A 22,197-nucleotide genomic window follows, 5' to 3' on the forward strand; every position below is an offset into this window, starting at 1 on the left:
GGAGAGGTAGTGATGAAAATAGTCACTAGGGAAGTGCGTCTGCATATGAATTTCAGTCAACTGTAGAGAAGTACGATGATGGTAGAAAGTGTGCTTCCTGAAAATTATGCAGAGATGCTTAATGTTTGGGAAGAGTCAGTTCGAGCAACGCATGACTTTATATCAGAAGAAGATATTGAGTTTTTTAAACCAATTATCATTGAGCAGGCTTTTCCCGCTGTTACATTGAGGTGCGTTAAAGATGAACGTGGTTCAATTCTAGGTTTTTTGGGTGCCCAAAACTCAAAGATTGAAATGCTATTCATCCTGAATGAAGCGCGAGGGCAAGGCATAGGTAAGGCACTACTGCAATACGCGATTGAGCTGTTAGGTGCAACCAACGTGGACGTCAATGAACAAAACCCACAGGCTGTTGGCTTTTACGAGCATATGGGGTTCAAGGTAGTTTCACGCTCACCCCTTGATGATATGGGAAAACCCTTTCCAATTCTGCATATGACACTTTAAGGTTCGGTTTGTGGTAACCAAATTTGCTAGAAGAAACGCCCGAGGCTAATAACCTTGGGCGTTTCCGTATGGGGTAAGAAAACCTCAGAACAGCGTGTTCGAGGTAGATTCGCAACGCTTGGCATTTTAGGTTTGAGTTGGCTTAAGTGGTTACGGCACAATGATCTAGTGAAATAGTGGCGTTGTTCACACCGTAACGTGGCTCTAGCTGTTTAAAAGTAAAGCCGCTTGAAAGAAGGAGAGTGCTAATGAAAAAAAGCGTTGAGCATACGGAGCAGTTGGCCGCTGTAAATCAGAAAGTCGTTAGCGGTGGGGAAGTCCTACCTTCCGTTCATCTCAAAGATGGCAGTAAGGTTCAGACAGGAACGGTTGCCACGATGCTCTATAACATTAATCTTTATAACGCTGGCGAGCGAGGCCAAGTAGAAAAAGAGCTTGAGCTTGCCGTTCCAACGCTTGTGAAGGTTGGTCTGTTTGACCTTTTTCCTATTGAGGACTGGATCGCGGGTGATAATCCCGGCCGACGCTTTGTAGGTGAATGCGCAAAAGCGTATTTGGCTCGTGTCGGCAGCTAAATATGGGCGTTAGCCGTAGGCTACAGGTTTGAGGGGCTTTTGCCGTCCGCTGGCTAGCTCTTCATAAATACGGTTCTTCATGGATACGCTGAGTGGCTTGGCTATCTTGTTGAGCAACGCTCTTAGCCGCCACGAAGCGCATTGTTCGGGTCAAGCTAACTGCGAAATATCGACCGCAATTCGTTGGTCCACCTTGTCCTCTCGCCACTGATCCAGATCGAGCAACCATAGACTATGTGGGCGCATTTCATAGAATCGTCTTCGCCCTCCTGTGAGAAAATCTGTTAGTGGCAGTTCCCAGGATTTTCTTAACTCTGGATCGGGAAAGTTCAAGCGATAGTACAAGGTATGGATAGCGGCTGCTTCTTCATCGGGCACGGCGCGGCCATCTCCAAGGAGCTGCAAACCATCTAAGCCTGCGGGAGGTGATAACTCGCCGAGATCGGTGCGAAAGATTGAACCCGACAGCATGGGTTGTCGATCGATATTAATCGAATGTTGAGCCTGGGTCATGGAGTACCAGATAAGGCGCAGTGGAGAGCGAAGGACTACATAATTGACGGTGGATGCCCAGGGCGTTCCAGTATCATTGCAGGTGGCCAATGTGATGAAAGAAGCTGTATCCAGAAGTCGGTTCGCACGTGTGTGTAGTGTTGTTGTTGTATGCTCCGTCATTCTTAACTCTCCAGTTGAATATCGTTCATGAGTCGGGAGTCAATGATTTCCCACCATTTTTCCTGTTCGATCCGCCTTGCCTCCCACTCTGGATCTTTGCAGCGCTGTGAAACTGCCTTGCGGTAGGCACCCCAGGCCGCTTCGTCTTCGAAAGCTACCGAGTGCTCCAGGCAGTGCACGTTATTACCGATAACGTAGTTGAACCAACGTGGCTCATGAACCATGTCCAAGCCATCGTAAAACCAGGATTGACGTGAGCGTATCCACTCCCAGAACTCTTTTGTGTGGGTTCGTGCATGCTCGGTAGGCTGAAGAATATAGACTAGATGAAGCATGAATCTCTCCTATTATCAGATGATTCCATCGTTGAACCATTCCGAGGCCAGGTGTTTGCGAAACCTGTTCTGGTGGCTATCAACGACTGCGAAGTTGTGCTTCTTCACAAGGTCGTCCGCTAATTTTTCTTTTCTAAGAATTGCGACGGTGGCGAGTGGCTCGATGCATCCTCCACGTTTTGCTTTCGCATCCAAGGCTGAAACTGAGAGGTGGGATGTCTTTAAGCCATGCTTGGGCGCATACCTTAAAGGTGCGTAGTAGCTGAGAACGAAGTAACGGAAGTCGTCCTTCTCCTCTGTGTAGTCGGAACCGAAATATCGGGCGTGAAGCGAGTTTCCGAAACGATAAAATATGGTGGCAGCATTTATCTTCCCCTTGTTTCGGGAAAGGGCGACGATCGAGTGATCAATGACGTTGGACTGGTGCTGACTCATGAAAACCTTGCGCATCCATGATGCTCCAGTGGTCGCACCGTGTTTGGATCGATTCATGGCAACAAGATTGACCAGTATTTCCTCTAGTACTGGCGTAATAGGTGACCACTCTATTTGATTGCCCTGATTGTGGAAGGCATTTATTTCGGCTCGTGTGCGTGTTCGATAGTGTTTCTTCCAGGACGAGATGGTGTCGTCTAAGCCTCCTGGTGAGATGTGCTGGGAAGCTTCGGCATCATGAAGCAGCACTTGTGCATCAGGGTGGTGCGAGGCTACATACAGGGCTCTTTTCAACGGCATATAGGGCAGTAGAACGCCAGCCAGCCCATCATGATTGGCTTTGTTTTGGAGCTCATGAAGCAGCAGTGCCAGCGCTTCTTGATGACGAGCTCCATGTCCGCAAATCAGCTCATTATGCGTGGAGCGATATGCCCCCACCCACAGAAATTTTTCCTTCCATGGCCCTGGCAACTCTGTAAACCAGTGTGAGGGGGCGAACAGAGGGTCGTCAGGCTGTCCTTCCCATATTGGGCAGCCTGCCAAAAGCCCCCCAGGGCCGAAAGCCGCCAACACAGAGCGTGGTCGACTGAAGTATTCGAGAGACTGTAACCATCTGTAGCTATTAAAAAAATTGCTGTCTTCGACCAGTGAGTCCCACTCGTGATGGTCAAGAGAACTGATCGAATTGAACCAGCGGACCCAAACGGCTCCGAAGGGAGGCAGGGAGGTGGTGGTGGACACGGGAGGTGTCAGCACGTTCACACTCCTTTGTGTCCTGAGAGAATGATTGAGTGTGGGCATGTTTGATAAGCCTCCCAGAAACTACTCTTGTGAACCTCGTTGCCCTCATCGGTTACATGAAAGTTTTGCCATTCAATATTTTTTACCCCGGCGTGTTCCAAGGCGTTAGTTAATGCCTCACTCGACCAGTAGTAAGCAGTTACAAAGTCATCATAGGGGGGCTGACACAAGTGAAGTTTCAGCGGCGTTTCGTCAGTTCTAGGAGTGGTAGTGCTACTAATAAGGTCGAAACCGTAGGGGCGATAGTAAGATGTTTGTAGCGCGTAGTTCGGGTGAAGAGGAAGTGTTACGAGACGACCGCCTGGTATTATGGGGCGCACCATATCACCGCACAATTCCATAAGGCCCGCTAGGTTTTTCGCGTAGGGTAAAGTATATACAGAAAGAACGATATCAAAGTGTTTCTCTGGGATACTGTCTTTATTATCAATATATGAGATGCCATGTTGCTCTTTCTCTTCGCGACGACGCGCGTAACTTATCATCCCCGAAGATATATCGTAGCCGACAACTTCCTTGGCGCCATGTTTTTTTAACAGCCGGGTATAGAAGCCACTTCCACAGCCGAAATCAAGAATAGAAAGCCCGCTAATATCTCCTAGAGCTTCAATAGTGGAGGGTATCTCGCAGTACTTTCGAAATGGCCATTCGGCCATTTTTTCATATAAGGCGGCAAGCTCGTCAAATTGTTGTGACATTTATCTACTCCCTACGCATGGACACCTGAAGGTTCACTTTATTTAACATAGCAACAACCTTAAAATTTGATGTTTTTTTTCTTTGCGTAATGTAACTTTTTAATTCCCTTGTCTAATAATACTGAAGTACGATTCTTATCTTACTGATAGTTGCTAGGATCAACCGCGACGTCGACTCGTAGTGGCACTTATCAGTTTAGGTTTTAATTCGTACTATGAAGGGGTTAGCTTGGCTAGAGAAAACCGTAGGGGGTCCTTGCGCTGTTCTCTGGCTAGGCTAGAAAAAGCCGATGTTGGTTAGCAGTGCAGTGTTATGAGTCAACTAATATCGAGTGTATAGACAAGATCGAGTGTGCAGAGAGGAAATAGAATTAAAAACTAATTATTCTGGAAAGGTGCGCAAAATTTACCATAAACTGTATCGCTGATGGTCGATAAGAACTGGCTTGGGAGGCAGTGTCGCGCGTTGTTTAGCTTAGAGAAAACATGTGAAGTGCAGAGTCTAACGGAACATGGGACTAGGGCGTATGGGCAGTAGTCATGAAGAATGGAGACATATTTTGTGAGTTTTGAACTATTAATCGTTGCTGGCTCATTGAGCTTTTTAGCAGCGGCGCTGCATGTCGGTGTCGTGATTGGAGGCCCAGACTGGTATCGTTTTTTCGGTGCAGGGGAAGCAATGGCACTAATGGCTGAGAAGCGCTCTTTGCGGCCAACAGTCATAACACTTGGGATTGCCTCAGTTTTAATTATTTGGGGCTGTTATGCGTGGTCTGGTGCGGGACTGTTACCTAGCATGCCTTTTTTAAAATTAGCCTTGTGCGCAATAACAACCATTTACTTACTTCGAGGCTTAGGCGGCTTAATTGCTCCATTTGTCACTGATCACCCTCAGATAAAGCAAAACAGCACCGCTTTTTGGCTATGGAGCTCGGCTATTTGCTTAGTTGTTGGTTCAATTCACTTAGTTGGCGTGGTTTTGAAATGGTCAATCTTGTAAAAATACATAACCAGCGGATGCATCGGGTATTAGAAAAAAGAAAGAAGTATTTTAAGGCTACATGTGTCGTAGGTTGTTTCTTATTCGGGCTTACAAGCTGTGGCAAATGAAAACGATGCTGTCTCATCACTCAAAAGAGCGGATGGCAGCATCATTGACTATTACCTAGAAGTTGCATCCGATAACCTTTCATCAGATACGCTTCTAGTATCTTTCCAAGGGTCTGACTGTAATAGTGTCAAGCATAACAACCTTATCAGAGAGTTGTCTCACGCTGCTTGGCCGTCGGCGGATTTTCAGTAACCATGGATACGCATGGTGGCGAAGCATGCTTTCGATTGATCAAGAATCTGTTTTGAGCCGTGTAGAGATACCCGCCTTAATTGTGCAGGGCGGGAGCGATAAGTCTGTTTCACCTGAGGCAGTCGCTGAGTTAATCGAAAACCTTCACGACTTAGGTAAATTCAATATCGAGCTGATGGCCTACCCCGAGATGGATCATGGTTTATCTGACTCAGATGGCCGACCCATGACTCAAGACGTCGCTGAGTCCATACGTGGATGGCTGATCAATACATCTGACCGCTGGCGCGACTGATGATTCGTAGGCAATGCATAAAATTGGAAATCACAAATGTGCATCAATAGCTGGAGCCAAAAAATACATCAATAGTGAGGCACCGAAGGATTGGCTAAGAAAAATTCCTTGGCTGATAGAGCGGTGATCTGAGTTAATCGCAGAGAGCCGCTTTGCTGTAGTTTGATACCAAACTAGGCCCACGCTGGAATAATTGCTGTTATCTACTTATGGAGATACCGTTTGAACATTACAGATTTACCTTTTGGGGTCACAGATTGGTCTGAAGTTAAGCAGACGGAGCATTCCGGAGAAAGTGGCGTTGCTTATTGGAAGACCCGAAATTTTGGGGATATCCGGGTGCGAATGGTTGAATATAGTCCTGGTTATTTGGCGGATCATTGGTGTGCTAAAGGCCACATATTGCTCTGCCTTGAAGGTGAACTTCATACTGAGCTCGACGATGGACGCTGCTTTGTTCTCACGCCTGGTTCTAGCTACCAAGTTGCCGATAATGCCGAACTTCATCGCTCTTCGACAAAGCAAGGAGCTAAATTGTTTGTCGTTGATTAGTAGCATAGGCCTGAGGAAGCACGGCGATGGTGGCTTAATTGTCGTGCACCTTTAAGGAGATTTGCCAGGATGAGTTCGGGGTGCTAAGTCACAGAGTCTCCTGGGTCGCTAACGTATCCTGACTTGAATCGCCCATACGACACCAAACCATTAAGTTCATATTGGTTTGGTGTTTATTGCCGATTACCGTGGTTGCCTGCCATCGTAAACCTTCTGCGCGGCTCAGGTGAATGTCCAGGCCAATACTCTCGTAATCTTGTTTCCCTGCTTCATCTCTATTTCTCGTATATCAACGGCACCGAGCTTACCAATCAACTTCTTGGCAGGCTTAACATTGTCCGTTTTTGATACCAGGCTAGTAAACCAGCGGCATTGAGTTGAATACACCTTGCTTTCTCTGATGAGCTTTTTAAGAAACAGCTGTTCGCCCCCCTTACACCAAAGCTCTGCTCCCAATCCGCCAAAATTCAGAGTGGGTGATTGGTTTTTTACTTTTTGCTCACCGCGACTACGAGCGAGGTTATTGAGTTTAAGCCGACTACCTTTAAGAGCTTCATCAAGCGAGGCATGGAAAGGTGGGTTGCATACGCTGACGTCAAAGAATTCCCCAGCTTGAATGATCCCCTCAAAAATGTGGTTTTTATCGTGCTGCGTGCGCAGCGTGAAGCGTTCTTTGAGTGTGGGGTTGTTGGCGATAATCGTGGCTACGTTCTCAAGCGACTGAGGATTAATGTCGCTACCGACACACTGCCAGCCGTAAATTTGGCAGGCCAGTATTGGGTAGATTCCATTTGCTCCCGTGCCGATATCGAGCAGCTTAATACTGCGCTGTTCTAGCCCAGGCCCAATTTCCAGCAAGTCAGCCATGTAATGGATATAGTCAGCTCTGCCTGGGATTGGCGGGCAAAGCGCGCCCTCTGGAATACCCCAATCGACAATGTTGTAGTACCGGTTTAATAACGCAGCGTTGAGCGTTTTTACTGCCAATGGATCTGCGAAATCGATGGAAAGGTCGCCATGTGTGTTTGGTTTTACATGGGAGGCTAATGCTGGGTGGCTTGTTACGAGAGCCGGGAAGTCATAGCCTTGGTTATGTTGATTTCTCGGGTGCAGGCCTTTGCGAACAGGTCTAGCTTGGCTTTTTTCACTTCGATGGGGGATGTTCACAGTAATACGCCCGAGGCTTAGAGTTCGATAGTAGGATGGGTCTGGCTTAGCCAGTGATTATAATCTTAATGGCTGTGACGTGCATGCTCGGCAGTTCGAGGGTAGCGACTATCCGCTAGTTTTCCCCGTACCACTTCATATAGTTCTTTACTAACTGGAAGACTCAATGAACCCTGTTGTTCAAGAAGAAATATCCGGCTGTGGGATTGCAGGGTAATCCCCCCGAAAAACCAGGGTGTTCAAAAGTAGAATTTTCCGTAAGCTAAACGCAGGGAGATTCTGCATGAAAAAATCACGTTTTTCTGACAGCCAAATACTGTCAATTCTCAAGCAAGCCGAAGGCGGCGCTCCGGTTCCAGAGCTGTGTCGTGAGCATGGCATGAGCAGTGCGACTTTCTACAAGTGGCGAGCTAAATTCGGCGGCATGGATGCGTCCATGATGGCCCGGTTGAAAGAGCTAGAGGATGAAAACCGACGGCTCAAGAAGATGTACGCTGAGGAACGATTGAAAGCGGACATCCTCAAGGAAGCCATCGAAAAAAAGTGGTGAAGCCGTCTCGACGCCGTGAGATGGCGCAGAAAGCCGTCAATGAGAAGCGCATCAGCATTCGACTGGCTTGCTGGATGTTCAGCATCAGCGAGACCTGCTATCGCTACCGGGCCAAGCTCAGCAGCGAGAATACCGAGATCGCCGACTGGCTAATCCGGTTGACCCATAACCAGCGCAATTGGGGCTTCGGCCTGTGCTTTTTGCACCTGAGAAACGTCAAAGGGTTTGGCTGGAATCACAAACGGGTTTACCGAATTTATCGGGAGCTGGAACTGAACCTGCGGATAAAACCCAAGAAACGCCTGGTTCGTGAAAAGCCGGAGCCATTGGCCGTGCCGGAAATGATCAATGACAGTTGGTCGATGGACTTCATGCACGACCAGCTCAACGATGGTCGCAGATACCGGCTGCTGAATGTGATTGATGACTTCAACCGCGAAGGCCTTTGCATCGAAGTAGACTTCTCGCTTCCGACAGAGCGTGTTATACGGTCACTGGAGCAGATCATTGAGTGGCGGGGCAAACCGCGCTCTATTCGCTGTGACAACGGCCCTGAATACATCAGCGGCAAGCTGGCGAACTGGGCGAAAAACCAAGGCATTGTGTTGGCGTTTATCCAGCCCGGCAAGCCCCAGCAGAATGCCTATATCGAACGCTACAACCGAACGGTGCGTTACGATTGGCTGGCCCAGTATCTGTTCGACAGCACCGAAGAAGTCCAAGGTTATGCTACTCGCTGGCTCTGGCACTACAATCACGAACGACCCAATATGGGACTCGGAGGAATCACTCCTCAACAGAAGTTGGCCATGATGGCCTGAGGCCTACTTTTGAAGCCCTCTAAAAATGGGGGGATTACCGCAGCATGCGCCGCGCTTGCGGGCATTACTTATGCGCAGGCCAAAGCGACAGCCAATGCTTTGGGTATTTATGCCGAAGACACCGCGCTTTGGTCAGATACCGAGTATGTCCGTAGGTTGTTGTGTACTTTGGGTATCACGGCTGCGCCAACAGAGACGCCATTCGAGGCTTGGGTGACGCTTCCAGATAAGGCGTTGTTGGCCATCAAGTGGCGCACGGAGCAGGGCCGGCCTTTCTGGCATTGGGTGGTGTTTGTTAGAACTGAGCGGGATACTGTCGTTCTGGATTCCAAGAAAGCCTTGAAAACCAATATCCGTCGAGACTTTGGGCGTATCAAACCCAAGTGGTTCATTGGTGTAGATTAAGATGTAAGAGCTGCTATTGAGGGCTATTTTAAGAACTATTTTAAGGGCTACTTTAAGAGCTATGAACCAGCGTTTGGCTCTTGCTGGGTTCTGGCATTCTGCTCTGCCTGATCGAGCAGCACAGGGCCGCTACCTGAGTTAGCCAGTTTGTCGTCGGGGTTATAGAGTGGGCAGCTAGTCATGCTGAGGCAGCCACAGCCGATACATCCCGCTAGGTTATCGCGCAATTTTTGCAGGTAAGCAATTCGTCCATCCAGCATCTGCTGCCAGTTTTTTGAAAGCTGCTGCCAGTCTTCAACCGTTGGCGTGCGGTTATTCGGTAATGATTCAAAGGCCTGCTTTATTTCCTCCAGGCTGACGCCAACTCTCTGCGCTGCTTTTATCACCGAAATTCGCCTTAGCACTTCTGGTTTATAACGCCGCTGATTGCCTGCATTACGCCAGCTGTGGATCAGCCCTTGCTGCTCGTAAAAGTGCAGGGTGCTTACTTTAATGCCGCAGCGCTTGGCAACCTTACCAACACTCCAAATTGCTTCTGCCATTACTCACCTCATATTTTTGCCATTTTTTTTTCCACAAACCACTTTACCTCAACTTAAGTTGAGGTTTTACCCTGGCATCTCACATAGCGCAAGGAGTCTCGTATGTACTTAGAGCACGTTAATCTGGTGGTTACTGATATAGGTGCCATGCTGGATTTTTACCGGGCAGTTTTTCCACATTGGCGGGTGCGGGACGAAGGTCATGGCGAGTGGTATGGCAAACCGCGTAAATGGGTGCACTTTGGTGACGATGAAAATTACTTGGCGTTAAGCGATCACGGCGAAGGGGAGAACCGCGATTTGAAAGGTCACTCCGTTGGGCTGGCTCATTTTGCATATGTGGTCGATAACCTTGATGCCGTTGTCGCTAGGCTCAATAAAGTGGGCTACGCCATCGCCAAACCTGGCGCTATAGAGCCGTTTCGGAAAAATGTCTATTTTGTCGATCCGGCGGGTTTTGAAGTGGAGTTTGTCGAGTACCTAAGCGATATACCTGCCGAGCGAAATCTAAACCGCGATGCTCAGTAACCAGTAGTACAGTAACGGAAAGGGTCAGTGTAATGAACGTTGCCGTTGTGTTTCATTCTGCTTTGGGCAGTACTAAGCAACTCGCCCAGGCTGTCGCTGCTGGAGCGGCAGCACAGCCTAGTGCTGTATAATAGGAGGGTTTATGAAGGCAAATGTAGTCCGTTACGGAGTAATTCTTAATACTGAACACTACTTGGAGTGTGTCGCTTTCTATCGGGATCTATTTGGCTTGCATCAGCTGTTTGAGAGAGACGAAGGCGGCTTTAAGCTCACCTGTTTAGAATTTGGTCATGGTTATTTGATGGTGGAACAGGGCGGTAAGGCAAAGAAAGGTATCAAATCGCCAGAAGAAAGTAGTTTTAAGTTGCGGTTCAACGTTGAAAATTTGGAAGAGGCGCTAAGAAGAATCAGGTCTTGGGGTATTCAAACCACCATTATCGAGAATACTTGGGGTAGAACTATCAACATCGCTGACCCCGATGGCAACCGGGTTGGTATAAGGGATGAGACTGGCTTCGTAAATCAGATCAGTACTTAAAATATTGCCGCTGGTTTTACTATTGGGGCTAACTTAAGCGGTGATCAGTTGAATACCCTTCAGTACATGCAAGTGTTTGCGAACCAGCATGGCATGCTATGGGGAGGATTGGATATCCCAGGCAACTACGATCCAGAAATGCGTAACCGGCTGGGGGCGCAATCTGGACTTATCGCCCATTCAGCAGACGGCGTTATTGCGCCAGACCGCCCTTGCGGATGAGTTACGCTTACCACGCAATAAAACACTGGCTAATTCAATCAATAGCTAAATCGAAGCGCGGGGTAGCGCAGGAGGAGGAATGATTCATAAAGAGCCCAAGAATAGCGAATAAAAACAAGCTATTGTATGCTCATCTGACCATCAATTAGGAACGTTTAGATGATTCGCAAATACCGAGAGACGGATATTGACCAGATTCTGGAGATCTGGCTTTCAGCATCGATTAAAGCGCACGCTTTTGTTGAAGCGGAGTTTTGGGCGTCAAAGGTTACCGAAATGCGCGATGTTTATATCCCTGCCTCGGAAACTTTTGTGTTTGAATCTGAGAACCAGATAGCTGGTTTCTACAGTTTATACGGAAATACACTGGCTGCCGTTTTTGTGTCGCCAAGCTTGCAGGGGCGAGGTGTAGGAGCCGCTATGCTTGATGATGCCAAGAGCCGAAGGGAGTGCTTGCAACTAACGGTTTACCGAGAAAATACTCCCAGTATCAACTTTTATAAAAAGCAGGGATTTATTTCATTAGGTGAGCAAGTTGATGAACAAACTGGCCACCCAGAGTTAGTCATGGAATATTATTGCTAGCGCGGTGGCGTCGGTCTGGGCCGCTGGATGCAGAGTATTATAGGAGTGTTGAATGAAAGGTGAGTGTCTCTGCGGAGAGGTTAAGTTCAGCGTTAAAGGAGAGCTACCAAACTTTTATCAATGCCACTGCTCTTTGTGTCGGAAAACGACTGGTTCTTCAGCGAATGCCGCTACGTTTGTAAGCGAGGAGTGCTTCGAGTGGATTTCTGGTCAAGCCAATATTCGCTCTTTTCAAAAGCCAACGGGTTATCGGAATGACTTTTGCGCCGCCTGTGGCAGCTCAGTGCCCAATAAACTAAGAGACACGAAGCTTGTTTGGATCCCCGCTGGATTGCTCGATGACGAGACGGGATCATGCGTCGCAGTGCATCTACATTTGACCTCATCGGCGACATGGGAGCGAGTGTCGTGCAGCAGTGTTCGGTTAGATGATGGTCCTGATAGCTTACAGTCGCTTCACGCAGCATTACAGCGTTCAAGTTGATGAATACACTGTTTTATTTTCGATAATCAGAATAAAACGCCATGGTAAGGTGTTGCGATGGATCATGAAGCGCTGATCAAGCAATGGATAATGAGTGATCCTGATCGCATGGCGGCGCTGACTACCGCAGCTGCGCAGAAGCTGCCGGGTTGGTGTCTCGCTGCAGGGTTCGTTAGAAACTTAGTGTGGGACAAGCTGCATGGCTTTGTAGCGAGTACGCCATTGAACGACATTGATTTAATTTACTTCGACTCTGACGATGTAGGCGATTCTCGTGATCGTGAGATTGAGCGAAGGTTAATGGGCGTTTCAACCTTACCCTGGTCAGTAAAGAACCAAGCAAGAATGCACGCGCGCAATGGCGATTATCCGTATACGTCAACCGAAGATGCCATGAGTTTCTGGGTAGAAGTAGAAACTGCTGTAGGCGCTGCGTTGGATGATCGCGGAGAGCTAATAATTATGGCTCCTTTTGGCGTTAAGCCACTGTTTAACTATACCATTACATTAAATCCAAAACGGCCAAAGCGAACAGACTTTGACGCTCGGGTATACAATAAGCGGTGGCTTCAAACGTGGCCAAAGTTGCTAGTCAATGCTTAATGGTAGCCGTCGGCAGTGGCCTACAAACCTAACCCGGCACTGCTGCGCACTGCTTTTGCGGGTGCGCTTCGCTTACCACGCACTACAACACCAGCTAATTTAATGAGTGTTGAACTGTGCGCGGTGTAACGCATGGCGAGGGGTGGTGGCTTTATTGTTAACTGCTGGTAAATAGCAGGCTTAGATTTTAAGGACGTCCTCAAATGAACATTGGCATCTATATCTATGACCAAGCAGAAGTACTCGACTTCTCGGGTCCCTTTGAAGTTTTTACCACGGCCAGTCGCGTTAGTGATGAAGACGAGCCGTTTTCAGTATTTTTAATTGCTGAAAAAGACGGCCCAGTAACTGCCCGGGCGGGCTACCAGGTGCTGCCAAACGCCACCATCGATAATCATCCGCCCATTGATGTATTGATTATTGTCGGTGGTGTGCACACGGGGGAGATGGCAAACGAAAAGGTAAAGGCCTGGATTGCACATCAAGCAGCCATAGTGCAGCAGGTAGCCACAGTGTGTACCGGCATCTTCTTAGTTGTAGCCTGAAAGGCAGAGTAACTACTCACTGGGATGACCAAGGTGATTTAAAAGCTCAGTTTCCGCAGCTTGATGTGGTGGAGGACGTGCGTTGGGTAGACGATGGCGGTGTCATTAGTTCAGGTGGCATCTCTGCGGGGATTGATATGTGCTTACACTTGGTTGCCAAGTTACGCAGCACCGAGCTTGCGGAGAAAACAGCACGACAAATGGAGTATCGCTGGAATCGCTAGGGTTACACCTTCCTGCGTGCAGGTCAAAGTGATTGCCAGCTGAATATTATTGCAACGTGTGGTGGTGCTATTTTTTGCTCAATCCCGTGCTAGTTAGAGCATGGAAAAAGCTTGCAACCGATTTAGGAATGACTGTAATGGACTCTTTTCAAGAGGGAACCGGTGACTACTTAGTACTGGTTCATGGGGCGCTCACCGATGGCGCTATGTGGCTTCCTCATATTGAATACCTGAAAGCTGGCTATGAGGTGATTTCTGTTACTTTGAGGCACTTTGGCGAGCCTTGTTCAGGTGGTTTTGGTCTAAATACGCATGCCAATGATTTAGCTGAACTGCTGTCGAACTTGCCTAAAGATAAACCCATTAATATTGTTGGTTGGTCTTACGGGGCGGATGTCATCATTAATATGTTGGTGACACATGACTTAGCGTTGTCCAACGTGTTCCTGTACGAGCCTGGCTATCCAGGCTGTTTACAAGGAGAGAAAATGGAGGCTTGGCAGTCGGATGCCAACGCCATGTTCAGTCCGGTTTTTGAAAATTTTCATGCTGGAAATATTGAATTAGCGGTTGAGCGCTTAATTGACGGTTCAGGTAATAGAGAAGGGTATTTTTCTACTCAGGACGAAAGTATCCAAGCGCTGCAGATATCCCTGAATTCAAGCAATAAGTGCAGCACCTGCTGTGTCCAGGGCTCCTGAGTACTCCCCCAGAAACACCTGTGCCGGTGTCCGGTAACCGAGTCGCTTTCGAGGGCGGTCGTTTAGTTTCTCGACCACCTTGCGCAGCTCGGCATCGGTGACCTGGCGGAAGTCTGTTCCCTTGGGGAAGTACTGCCGTATCAAGCCATTGGTATTCTCGTTGCTCCCACGCTGGCCAGAGCAGTAGGGATCGCAAAAGTAGGTCTTTGCGGTCACCGCCTTGCCTACGGCTATGTGGCCGGCGAACTCCGAGCCGTTGTCTAGGGTGATGGTCTTCACAGCACCCCGGCGAGGCTTCAACAGCCGGATCATGGCCGCTTGCGTCAGCTCCGCTGAGACCCTGGGCAACCTCGCCGCCAGCAGATAGCCGCTACGGCGCTCTACCAGCGTCACCAGCCCCGATTGCTTATGCCCCTGAATGACGGTGTCGCCTTCCCAGTGCCCGATGACGAGCCTGGCATCGACCTCTGCCGGGCGATGCTCAATGCCCACGCGGCTGGGGATCTTGCCAAGCCCAGCGCTCTTGGCCTGAGCCCGATGCTTGCTGCGACGCTTCGGTTGGCGGAGGTGCCGCCATAGATCGCCACCTTGCGCTCTGTCATCCCAGATCAAGGAGTAGATCCACTGGTGACTGACGCCTATGCCGGCCAACGGTGCCATGAAGCCGCTGATCTGCTCCGGACTCCACTCCTCTCGCAGCCGGTCGGCAACGGCGGTGATCAGGCTGGGCAAGCGCTTCGTCCACTTCCAGGCGGTGCGGCGGCGGTGATCACTGAGGGACTGGGCCTGCTCGGGGTCGTAGCCACCAGAAGTGGCGTTACGACGCAGCTCACGGCTGACCGTGCTGCTGTGGATTCCTAGCTCTCTGCCGATTTGACGCTGGCTCACGCCCAAGTCATAGCGGGCGTGGATCTGGTATCGTTGGGTCTGGGTCAGCTGTCGGTATCCCATGCTCTGCTTCACTTTGGTCGGTGAGCCGAGAAGGGTACCGGCGCTGACCCTCCTGCCTCCACCGTGGTGTCCAAAGTGCTGCGGTTATTCTATGAATCCAGGATCTAAAGCGTACACGTTAACCCATCAACTGAATCAACAAGAGCAGCCAGCCATAAACGCTGAGTTGGTCTCCAAAATCAGTGCTCCAATCGTTATAGGTTATGGGGCGGAAACGCGTGATATGTTTAGACTTATTGCTCAACAAACCGCTCATTTGTTAGCCAACTCTGTGATTAATGAAGTTGCTGGCGAGGGGCATATGTTGCCCCAAGAAAGTCCCGAAAAGTTCTCTACGCACATTAAGTTGGCACTTGGTCATGGTTTGTAAATTACGGAGATGTTTATGAAGTGTTCTGTCTATATAGCAACAAGTGCTGACGGATATATTGCGACCCCAGACGGTGGCGTTGACTGGCTTCATACCGCTGGCAACTTAGAGGCAGATATGCGTGAGAATCCCGATATGGGCTTTCAGAGCTTTATTGACTCCGTTGATTGTATGGTGATGGGGCGTAAGTGCATGGACGTTATCTCGGGGATGAATTTAGCGCCTGACCAATGGCCCTATGGTGACCTTCACATCGTCGTGCTTAGTCATTCAGTCAGCGAACCTCCTGAAAACTTGCAAGGCAAAGTGGAAATGTACGCTGGTGAGATTCAAGACTTAATGGCTGAGCTGGCAAGTAAAGGATTTAAACATGCCTATATAGATGGCGGTTCAACCATAACTTCGTTTCTCAATCTTGGGCTAATTGATGAAATGACCATCACAAAAGCACCTATTCTTTTAGGTGGCGGTATCGCTCTGTTTGGAAGCCTTAACCAACAGATTAGGCTTGAAGAGGCCGAAGCGATCGCATTCCCAAACAATTTTATTCAAACGAAGTACAAGGTAAGCTGATTTTCAAGGCTGCCTAAGCAGTACCGCAGCAACAGCGGCTTTGGGCATCGTGCACAAGGAGAAAATGGTGCAAATTTGTGAAACGCAGCGTCTGGTTATACGAACGTTGTCCTTAAACGATGTTCCCGAATTGACCAAGATCCTCAGTGATCCTGACGTCATGAAGCACTCGATCCGAGGCGTTTGTGATGAAGCCGCAACGCGGCGATTTATCGACTGGTGTTTGGAGTGCTATGCGTCTCATCGTATTGGGCCGTGGGCTTTGGTTGAGAAGGGAACCGATAAGCTTGTTGGCTTTTGCGGTGTTAGCCCCGAAGAGGTTAATGGTGTAGAAGAAATTGGGCTAGGTTATCGGCTGGCTAAACAATACTGGGGCATGGGCTTGGCGACTGAAGCAGTGCAAGCGGTGCTCAGTGTGGCATTTAGTCAAAAGCAACTTGCTTCCGTGGTCGCTGTTATTGAGCCTGACAATGGTGCATCACTCAAGGTCGCAGAGAAGGCCGGGTTTAGTCAGTTTGATACGATCGAGTTCTACGCTCGACCAGTGAGGTTGTACCGACTAACGCTGCAGCAGTGGTGCTCGTTACACTGCAATATTGCGAACTCGATAAGTGCTTGATGGCTCTACTGGATGCTGAAAGCTAAAGCGCTAGCGCCATTGGTATTGCGTAGAGGGCATTGCCTTCTAGAGCCGCTAGGTAGTTGACAACCCAGCGGCTATATCAAGGTTAGCTGTTGGTTCAACTAGACGTGCTTTTTACCCATACTTCTAATACTCATTGCGTAAATAATAAACATGATCAGCGAGCCCATCACAAAACACCATACGCCTACGGTTGCATAAATAGCGCCTGACGGTAGGAATAAAAGACTGCCAAAGAAAAAACATAGACTGGATAAGAGACCCAGAAAGTTGGGGAGCCGTTGACGCTGCTTCGTCACACTGTTCATTCCATTCACCCATCTGAAGTTTTATTGTCAGGTATCTAAGATGGCTTAGATACGAATGTCCGGTGCAAACTGAAAGCCCACCGATATCCGATTCCAGCTGTTGATTTGAACAATAATCGCAGTTAGGTCAACTAGCCCCTGCTCACCAAAGGCAGTTAACGCGTTTTGATAGGTGTCGTCGCTGATGGAGGGCTGTTGGCTGATGAGTGTGAGTGCTTCAGCCCAGGCGAGTGCGGCACGTTCTTGTGTGCTAAAGCAGGAGGCTTCCCGCCAGGCCGGTAACACGTCTAGGCGAACTTGATGCTCGCCGTCGTCTCTGGCCTCTTGAGAATGCATGTGCTGGCAAAAGCAACAGTGGTTTATTTGCGAAACACGCAGGTTGACTAAGTGAACGATGGTGCGATTAAGCGTTGAATCTTCCGCAACGTTGCCTAATGCAATCAGGTTTTTAGCTAGGCGTGGGACAAGGCGATACACAGACTGCTGAGAGAGACGGGTCGACATATGGATGACCTCAATGCGTAAGTTGAGGGCTCAGCTTAACGTCGAGGCTTTTTTACGCCTTGTAAATTTGCGACAGTTTACGCTTGCGATAGGCGGCGGGCGTTTCATAGGCGAGTGATTGAAAGGCATGAGTGAAGTGAGCTTGGTCATAGTAGCCGCATTGCAGCGCTATTTCCGCTAGGGGCAGCGTGGTTTCAAGTAGCCTATGACGGGCGCGGTCTAGTCGGGCATAGGCGACTAATTGGCCTGGCGTAACGCCCACCTCGCGCTTTAATTTGCGTTCCAGGGTTCGCCTGGTCACCCCTAGTGTGGCGCCTAACTGTTGAGGAGGATGCTTTAGTTCCCCAATCGCTTGAACAATCCTGAGGGTGCGGCTATTGACCAGTGACTGGCTCTTTAGCCGGTGTAACAACCATGTTTCTAACAGGCGTAAACCCTGCTGTGCGTCCAGGCGGTAGAGGTGCTCCGCTACGGGCATTAACCCTTGTAACGCCGGTGTTTCAAGCTCGTTATCTAAGCGCTGCGGTTTATCTGCGAATGCTTCGGGTAGCAAGCCTAACAGGCAGTGAACGCCTGTTGCTTTAAAGCGAATCCCCAGACAGGGAGTGTGGGCGTCGAGTGTTTCTATTAGCGTACGCCTGTTAAAACAGAGCGTAATGATGGGGTGAGAACTAGCTAGCTTGATACTGAGACTAGCGCCGGCATCGGGATAAAATTTTTCGGTTCTGGGTTCAGTAATATCCCCTGAGCCACCCATTGACCAAAGGCACTGTACCCACGGGGCTAAACGCTTATCAGGTAGGCAATGTCGAAAATTGAGGTAGTTAGCGTGGCTTGGCAGGATAAGATCGGTCATGGGGGGCAACCCGCGATATGTTTTCCTAATGATAGCTCGTATTGGCTTAATCCAGCAGCTTTTGAGAACTGGCGCGGCGCCATACACTCGGTGGTACTTTCTCGTGGCGAGCCCAGATACGCCTTAGTTGCCGTTCATCACCGAAACCGGATGCTTCGGCCACCCTTGCTAGCGTCCATGGCGTCTCGGTCATTAATGTTTTAGCGCGTTGCAGGCGCAACCCGATAATGTAGTCTCCCACCAGCATACCGGTGAGGCTTTTGAATCGGCGCCGAAAATGGCGCTCACTCATGGCTGCATGAGTGGCTAATGTCTCAATACGCCAGGTTTGCGAGGGGGCGGCACATATTGCATCTTGAACGCGATGCAGCCGTTCATCCACATGATTGCGGCCCTCAAGCCAGGCTCCCAGCTGGGGTTCTTGTCCACTGCGGCGAAGATATAGCACCATCTCTCGCGCTACCGCTAGCGCCAATGAATGACCGCAAGCGCGAGTAAGCCAGTACAGCATGGTATCTATACCGGTTGAAATTCCAGCGCTGGTTAAATAGCGGCCATCTTCAATAAAAATACAATCGCTTTGTACCTTGGCCTTAGGCGCTTTGGCCTGTAATTGCTCGATTAATGTGTGATGCGTCGTGCAGCGTCGCCCCTCCAGTAAGCCTGCGTCAGCCAGTAATAGCGTGCCGGAGCAAACCGTCATCAACGTGTCCGCATAGCATGCGTTTGCCTTAAGCCAACTAACACACTCTTGCTGCGCCAATGGCTCAACACTATTGCGATACTGTCCTGGAATTAGCAGTAGCTGTTGAGGCGGCAGCTGTTCGGGTAACGGGTCAATGCCACTAAGCGTCAGCGGCCCTAACCACGGCATAGCGGTTTTTGGGCCGACATAGCAAACCTCAACATCGATTGATAGCCGGTCGGCACACTGTAAAACCTGAAGAGGCCCGACCAAGTCAAGCGGCACTTGGCCAGGCATCATCAATACCGCAATCCGCAGAGTGTTGGCTCTTTTGGAGAGCAGTTGACTCTTGTGTTGTGTTTCACTCACGCGTGTTTTGCCACTCATCGATCAAGTCTTGTGTGCTGATAATACGCGCAAAACGGTCTTCAAGTACCAGTTCGGTACGTGCCTTAATATCATCGGCTGACCATGTAATGCCGTTACGCGTCATAGGGAACGTTAGCGTTGCATCGCTGACAAAATCAACGCTAAAACCTAAATCTGACGCTACCCGGGTGGTTGTCTCGCAGCATTGCTCTGTACGAATACCGCTAATCGCAAGTTGCGTAATGTCGCGTTCGCGTAACCAATTTTCAAGCTCAGTATCGCTGAATGCATTATGAACACGTTTATGGAAGGTCACTGCCGCTTCATCGTCAAAACCATCAAGCGGGCGAATTAGGCCATTAGCGGGGTCAAAAGCGCCTTGGCTACCAGGTTCTTCATGAAAAACGCGCACAACAGGTATGTTATTTGACTGCGCCGCGTCTAGCATCGCCCGCTGCTTGGGGCGCCATGCTTGCGCCAGTGATTCTACCCAATAATCGCGGGCGGGAAAGGACGCTTGAACGTCAATTAATAGCAGTGCAGTTTTAGACTGAGTCATGGCTAATCTCATCGTGTTGAAGTGAGGCTACAGATTAGCTATTTCCATTTCAGCCAACGATACCTTGAGCGGTCCAAAAGCGGTCAATTTCGGCCACATAGGATTAATGGGTGGCGGCAAACTAAGGCGGTGCAGCGATTATGCACACGCCTAAAAAACGGCAGGCTTAATGTAATATTAAGGCATCTCCATTTAAGCTAACTATTCTTTTTCCGTAGTCGGCCGCCATGAAAATATTAATCATTGAAGATGACCGGGACTTGGCACTGGCTATTTCCGAGTACCTGGAATTGCACCGTGTCGAATGCGACTTTGCCTATACTGGGGCCAGCGGTATCACCCTGGCGTCCCAGCAGCCTTATGACAGTTTAATCCTGGATAACATGCTGCCGAAGGTGCAGGGCATCGATGTTTGTCGGCAATTGAGGGCTAATGGTGTTGATACGCCGATACTGATGCTGACCGCTTGCGATATGGAAGGCGATCAAATGGAGGGGTTTAATGCCGGTGTCGATGACTATGTCATCAAGCCTTGCACGATGCCGCTACTCTTGGCCCGACTGAATGCGCTGTACCGCCGTCGTCACCCCGAGCGTGAATGTATACGGATTGCTGATCTCAGGATCTACCCAAAAGAGCACCGGGCCATTCGTGCTGAGCAGGCGCTGAAGCTGACGCCGACCAGCTGGAAAATTCTGTTATTGCTTGCCCGTCGATCGCCCGCTGTGGTTTCGAGAAACGAAATTGTGGAGCATGTCTGGCCAGGCGAGGAGGTGGAGGAGGGAACCGTCAACGTGCACTTACACCAACTGCGTAAAGTGGTTGATAAACCTTTTGAACAGCTTCTCATTCATACCCATGTCGGGGTTGGGTTGTCGCTGTTTGTGGAGACGCGCTGATGTCTTCCAATCCGGTTCGTGGTTTAGCCGCCCAGTCTCGACAGCACTTGCTGTATTTGGCCATTGCCATCTTTATTGGGCAGATTGCGCTGGTCACTATTTTCAGCTTTTATCAGGTGGGTCAGGCGGCTAAGTATTATATGCATCTTGATGCGATTAAGCTGCAGCAGGCGGCCAATAACAACCCCGACTATGTACTGCCGCAGCGGGGTGACGTGAGTGCCTACCGGGAGTGGGATGATATTCCCCTAGAGATTCGACAGCTATTTTCTAGCAGTAAAACTCAACCCCTGGAGCCGCTGGAAATAGAGCGGGTTAATGAGCAGGGTATTCGTGAATACGGTTATTTGCTCTATTCGCAGGTTCAGTCACAAGGGCGGTCTCAAGAGCAGTCTCAAGAGCGTTCCCAAGAACAGTCTCAAGAACAGCAGGCCGGTGGCCTTTACCTGTTGGAGTTTGAAGAGGCCGACAAGATTGATGCCTTGGCCGAAGCTATTTTCAAGCAGGCATTGATCGAGGCTAGCCTAGTGACTGGAGTATTTAGTCTGGTGCTATTTTTGGTTATCTCCTGGCTATTTAAGAGCGCCGTGAAGCCTCTATCGCTACTCGTGGAGTGGTCAAGCCGGGTCAAGCAGCATCCCGGCAGTGAGATTGATGTTCAGTTCTCAATCAGTGAGCTCAACCAAATTGCCAATCAACTGCTGTCGACACTACAACAGGTAAGAGAATACAACGAACGTGAGCAGCAGTTTTTGCGCCATGCTAGCCACGAGTTGAGAACCCCCCTCGCGATTATTCAGGCCTCCCTGGATACGTTAGGAGTGAGAACTGCCCCTGAGGATCCTAATTTCCCTTCTCTGTTGCGGGCTAGTCGCGCCTGCGCCAATATGATTTTGTTGTCGGAAGCCCTTTTGTGGCTGGCACGCCCATCCTCCAGACCTATTGGAAAGTCCATCGTCTGGCCAGGCGCATTGTGTAGCGAACTGTTGGTGGATATGCAGTACTTGGTTGAGAATAAAAATATTCAGGTGTCGCTTAACGATCAGGTCAGCAGTATCAACATTGAACATGATCTGTTTCGCATTGTACTAGCCAACTTGATCCGTAATGCTTTCCAGCACACCAGTAGTGGGACGATTACCCTAGCGATTACAGATAACTCGTTGGTTATTTCAAACCCCGTAGATGCCGCTGGCAAATCTGAAACGGTCAGCTTCGGATTAGGCCTGCAGTTGGTTGAGCGTATAGCCAACCGGCTTGATTGGCAGTTTGAGTTCGTCCTTGACTACCCGAGGGCTTGCGTAACCCTACGCTGGTAATTATCGCCATTACCACCTAACTATCTTAAGACCCGCTTAATACCCTCTGTCTGACAATCGACTCCGCAAA

Annotated in this window: 31 protein-coding genes and 1 pseudogene; 20 read left to right on the top strand and 12 right to left on the bottom strand. The window is 49.4% G+C overall.

Annotation, left to right across the window (positions count from 1 at the left end; all coding sequences use genetic code 11):
* Nucleotides 1-75: 75 nt before the first annotated feature.
* Together NDQ72_08300 and NDQ72_08305 are read left to right on the top strand one after the other, a co-directional pair.
* Nucleotides 76-507 carry a GNAT family N-acetyltransferase gene (locus NDQ72_08300; protein WKD29929.1) on the top strand — a complete coding sequence of 144 codons (432 nt, stop codon included), beginning with the start codon at nucleotides 76-78 and terminating at the stop codon, nucleotides 505-507.
* Between the two features lie 248 nt (nucleotides 508-755).
* Nucleotides 756-1,082 (top strand): hypothetical protein, encoded by a 327-nt coding sequence (locus NDQ72_08305; protein ID WKD29930.1) that lies wholly within the window; start codon nucleotides 756-758, stop codon nucleotides 1,080-1,082.
* Between the two features lie 150 nt (nucleotides 1,083-1,232).
* On the opposite strand, the gene NDQ72_08310 is transcribed toward NDQ72_08305, so the two are convergent.
* Genes NDQ72_08310 through NDQ72_08325 form a run of 4 tightly spaced genes read right to left on the bottom strand, consistent with a single transcriptional unit; the run spans nucleotide 1,233 to nucleotide 4,026 of the window.
* Nucleotides 1,233-1,757 carry a pyridoxamine 5'-phosphate oxidase family protein gene (locus NDQ72_08310; protein ID WKD29931.1) on the bottom strand — a complete coding sequence of 175 codons (525 nt, stop codon included), beginning with the start codon at nucleotides 1,755-1,757 and terminating at the stop codon, nucleotides 1,233-1,235.
* A 2-nt stretch (nucleotides 1,758-1,759) separates the two neighbouring features.
* Complete coding sequence (locus tag NDQ72_08315; protein ID WKD29932.1) at nucleotides 1,760-2,092, bottom strand: hypothetical protein; 333 nt, start codon at nucleotides 2,090-2,092, stop codon at nucleotides 1,760-1,762.
* Nucleotides 2,093-2,107: 15 nt separating this feature from the next.
* On the bottom strand, nucleotides 2,108-3,283 hold the full coding sequence (locus NDQ72_08320) for a peptidogalycan biosysnthesis protein (protein ID WKD29933.1): 1,176 nt from the start codon (nucleotides 3,281-3,283) through the stop codon (nucleotides 2,108-2,110).
* Between the two features lie 2 nt (nucleotides 3,284-3,285).
* Nucleotides 3,286-4,026, bottom strand: a complete 741-nt coding sequence (locus tag NDQ72_08325; GenBank protein ID WKD29934.1) for a class I SAM-dependent methyltransferase — start codon at nucleotides 4,024-4,026, stop codon at nucleotides 3,286-3,288.
* Between the two features lie 562 nt (nucleotides 4,027-4,588).
* On the opposite strand from NDQ72_08325, the gene NDQ72_08330 reads away from it, so the two are divergent.
* From NDQ72_08330 to NDQ72_08340, 3 genes are all read left to right on the top strand, one after another.
* Nucleotides 4,589-5,026, top strand: a complete 438-nt coding sequence (locus tag NDQ72_08330; protein WKD29935.1) for a hypothetical protein — start codon at nucleotides 4,589-4,591, stop codon at nucleotides 5,024-5,026.
* A 328-nt stretch (nucleotides 5,027-5,354) separates the two neighbouring features.
* The gene (locus NDQ72_08335) at nucleotides 5,355-5,624 is read left to right on the top strand and encodes a lysophospholipase (protein ID WKD29936.1); all 270 of its coding nucleotides are present in this window, start codon (nucleotides 5,355-5,357) and stop codon (nucleotides 5,622-5,624) included.
* A gap of 222 nt (nucleotides 5,625-5,846) precedes the next feature.
* Entirely contained in the window at nucleotides 5,847-6,176 is a 330-nt protein-coding gene (locus NDQ72_08340) for a DHCW motif cupin fold protein (protein ID WKD29937.1), read from the top strand.
* Between the two features lie 222 nt (nucleotides 6,177-6,398).
* On the opposite strand, the gene rlmF is transcribed toward NDQ72_08340, so the two are convergent.
* Nucleotides 6,399-7,343 (bottom strand): 23S rRNA (adenine(1618)-N(6))-methyltransferase RlmF, encoded by a 945-nt coding sequence (gene rlmF / locus NDQ72_08345; GenBank protein ID WKD29938.1) that lies wholly within the window; start codon nucleotides 7,341-7,343, stop codon nucleotides 6,399-6,401.
* 283 nt (nucleotides 7,344-7,626) lie between these two features.
* Between rlmF and NDQ72_08350 the strand changes: the two genes are divergently transcribed.
* A protein-coding gene (locus NDQ72_08350; protein WKD29939.1) for an IS3 family transposase occupies nucleotides 7,627-8,714 on the top strand; the annotation gives its coding sequence in 2 pieces (ribosomal slippage) (nucleotides 7,627-7,879 and nucleotides 7,879-8,714; 1,089 coding nt in all).
* A 9-nt stretch (nucleotides 8,715-8,723) separates the two neighbouring features.
* Complete coding sequence (locus NDQ72_08355; protein ID WKD29940.1) at nucleotides 8,724-9,119, top strand: hypothetical protein; 396 nt, start codon at nucleotides 8,724-8,726, stop codon at nucleotides 9,117-9,119.
* A 59-nt stretch (nucleotides 9,120-9,178) separates the two neighbouring features.
* Here NDQ72_08355 and soxR read toward each other — a convergent pair whose 3' ends face one another.
* Nucleotides 9,179-9,661, bottom strand: a complete 483-nt coding sequence (soxR, locus tag NDQ72_08360; GenBank protein WKD29941.1) for a redox-sensitive transcriptional activator SoxR — start codon at nucleotides 9,659-9,661, stop codon at nucleotides 9,179-9,181.
* A gap of 102 nt (nucleotides 9,662-9,763) precedes the next feature.
* On the opposite strand from soxR, the gene NDQ72_08365 reads away from it, so the two are divergent.
* From NDQ72_08365 to NDQ72_08400, 8 genes and pseudogenes are all read left to right on the top strand, one after another.
* A complete protein-coding gene (locus NDQ72_08365; GenBank protein ID WKD29942.1) occupies nucleotides 9,764-10,189 on the top strand; it encodes a VOC family protein in 426 nt (141 codons plus the stop codon).
* A gap of 142 nt (nucleotides 10,190-10,331) precedes the next feature.
* Nucleotides 10,332-10,727, top strand: coding sequence for a VOC family protein (locus NDQ72_08370; protein ID WKD29943.1), 396 nt, complete (start codon nucleotides 10,332-10,334; stop codon nucleotides 10,725-10,727).
* 48 nt (nucleotides 10,728-10,775) lie between these two features.
* Entirely contained in the window at nucleotides 10,776-10,949 is a 174-nt protein-coding gene (locus tag NDQ72_08375; GenBank protein WKD29944.1) for a hypothetical protein, read from the top strand.
* Between the two features lie 159 nt (nucleotides 10,950-11,108).
* Nucleotides 11,109-11,534: an N-acetyltransferase gene (locus tag NDQ72_08380; GenBank protein ID WKD29945.1), complete on the top strand. Its 426-nt coding sequence runs from the start codon at nucleotides 11,109-11,111 to the stop codon at nucleotides 11,532-11,534.
* A 52-nt stretch (nucleotides 11,535-11,586) separates the two neighbouring features.
* Nucleotides 11,587-12,018, top strand: coding sequence for a GFA family protein (locus NDQ72_08385; GenBank protein ID WKD29946.1), 432 nt, complete (start codon nucleotides 11,587-11,589; stop codon nucleotides 12,016-12,018).
* A 57-nt stretch (nucleotides 12,019-12,075) separates the two neighbouring features.
* A complete protein-coding gene (locus tag NDQ72_08390; protein ID WKD29947.1) occupies nucleotides 12,076-12,621 on the top strand; it encodes a nucleotidyltransferase family protein in 546 nt (181 codons plus the stop codon).
* A 203-nt stretch (nucleotides 12,622-12,824) separates the two neighbouring features.
* A pseudogene (locus tag NDQ72_08395) lies at nucleotides 12,825-13,390 on the top strand (DJ-1/PfpI family protein).
* Between the two features lie 137 nt (nucleotides 13,391-13,527).
* On the top strand, nucleotides 13,528-14,091 hold the full coding sequence (locus NDQ72_08400) for an alpha/beta hydrolase (GenBank protein WKD29948.1): 564 nt from the start codon (nucleotides 13,528-13,530) through the stop codon (nucleotides 14,089-14,091).
* Here NDQ72_08400 and NDQ72_08405 read toward each other — a convergent pair.
* Nucleotides 14,050-15,042 (bottom strand): IS30 family transposase, encoded by a 993-nt coding sequence (locus NDQ72_08405; GenBank protein ID WKD29949.1) that lies wholly within the window; start codon nucleotides 15,040-15,042, stop codon nucleotides 14,050-14,052. The genes NDQ72_08400 and NDQ72_08405 overlap by 42 nt on opposite strands.
* Nucleotides 15,043-15,133: 91 nt before the next feature.
* Between NDQ72_08405 and NDQ72_08410 the strand changes: the two genes are divergently transcribed.
* The 3 genes from NDQ72_08410 to NDQ72_08420 all read left to right on the top strand — a co-directional run bounded on the left by NDQ72_08410 (nucleotide 15,134) and on the right by NDQ72_08420 (nucleotide 16,604).
* Entirely contained in the window at nucleotides 15,134-15,412 is a 279-nt protein-coding gene (locus NDQ72_08410) for an alpha/beta hydrolase (protein ID WKD29950.1), read from the top strand.
* 15 nt (nucleotides 15,413-15,427) lie between these two features.
* Nucleotides 15,428-15,985 (top strand): dihydrofolate reductase family protein, encoded by a 558-nt coding sequence (locus tag NDQ72_08415; GenBank protein WKD29951.1) that lies wholly within the window; start codon nucleotides 15,428-15,430, stop codon nucleotides 15,983-15,985.
* A 64-nt stretch (nucleotides 15,986-16,049) separates the two neighbouring features.
* Complete coding sequence (locus NDQ72_08420; GenBank protein WKD29952.1) at nucleotides 16,050-16,604, top strand: GNAT family N-acetyltransferase; 555 nt, start codon at nucleotides 16,050-16,052, stop codon at nucleotides 16,602-16,604.
* A gap of 125 nt (nucleotides 16,605-16,729) precedes the next feature.
* Here the strand turns inward: NDQ72_08420 and NDQ72_08425 are convergent, their stop codons facing one another.
* From NDQ72_08425 to NDQ72_08445, 5 genes are read right to left on the bottom strand one after another with little or no spacing between them, the layout of a single operon-like run.
* Nucleotides 16,730-16,936, bottom strand: a complete 207-nt coding sequence (locus NDQ72_08425) for a YrhK family protein (GenBank protein WKD29953.1) — start codon at nucleotides 16,934-16,936, stop codon at nucleotides 16,730-16,732.
* Between the two features lie 45 nt (nucleotides 16,937-16,981).
* Entirely contained in the window at nucleotides 16,982-17,440 is a 459-nt protein-coding gene (locus NDQ72_08430; GenBank protein ID WKD29954.1) for a carboxymuconolactone decarboxylase family protein, read from the bottom strand.
* A gap of 52 nt (nucleotides 17,441-17,492) precedes the next feature.
* The gene (locus NDQ72_08435) at nucleotides 17,493-18,296 is read right to left on the bottom strand and encodes a helix-turn-helix domain-containing protein (GenBank protein ID WKD29955.1); all 804 of its coding nucleotides are present in this window, start codon (nucleotides 18,294-18,296) and stop codon (nucleotides 17,493-17,495) included.
* A gap of 46 nt (nucleotides 18,297-18,342) precedes the next feature.
* Nucleotides 18,343-19,368 carry a helix-turn-helix domain-containing protein gene (locus tag NDQ72_08440; protein ID WKD29956.1) on the bottom strand — a complete coding sequence of 342 codons (1,026 nt, stop codon included), beginning with the start codon at nucleotides 19,366-19,368 and terminating at the stop codon, nucleotides 18,343-18,345.
* Complete coding sequence (locus tag NDQ72_08445; GenBank protein WKD29957.1) at nucleotides 19,343-19,909, bottom strand: isochorismatase family protein; 567 nt, start codon at nucleotides 19,907-19,909, stop codon at nucleotides 19,343-19,345. The genes NDQ72_08440 and NDQ72_08445 overlap by 26 nt, the downstream gene beginning before the upstream one ends.
* Before the next feature lie 227 nt (nucleotides 19,910-20,136).
* Here NDQ72_08445 and NDQ72_08450 point away from each other — a divergent pair, with 227 nt between their 5' ends.
* Nucleotides 20,137-20,808 (top strand): response regulator transcription factor, encoded by a 672-nt coding sequence (locus NDQ72_08450; GenBank protein ID WKD29958.1) that lies wholly within the window; start codon nucleotides 20,137-20,139, stop codon nucleotides 20,806-20,808.
* A complete protein-coding gene (locus NDQ72_08455; protein ID WKD29959.1) occupies nucleotides 20,808-22,127 on the top strand; it encodes a HAMP domain-containing histidine kinase in 1,320 nt (439 codons plus the stop codon). The genes NDQ72_08450 and NDQ72_08455 overlap by 1 nt, the downstream gene beginning before the upstream one ends.
* The last annotated feature ends 70 nt before the right edge of the window (nucleotides 22,128-22,197 follow it).

Source organism: Halomonas sp. KG2 (assembly GCA_030440445.1).
Taxonomy (GTDB): Bacteria; Pseudomonadota; Gammaproteobacteria; order Pseudomonadales; family Halomonadaceae; genus Vreelandella.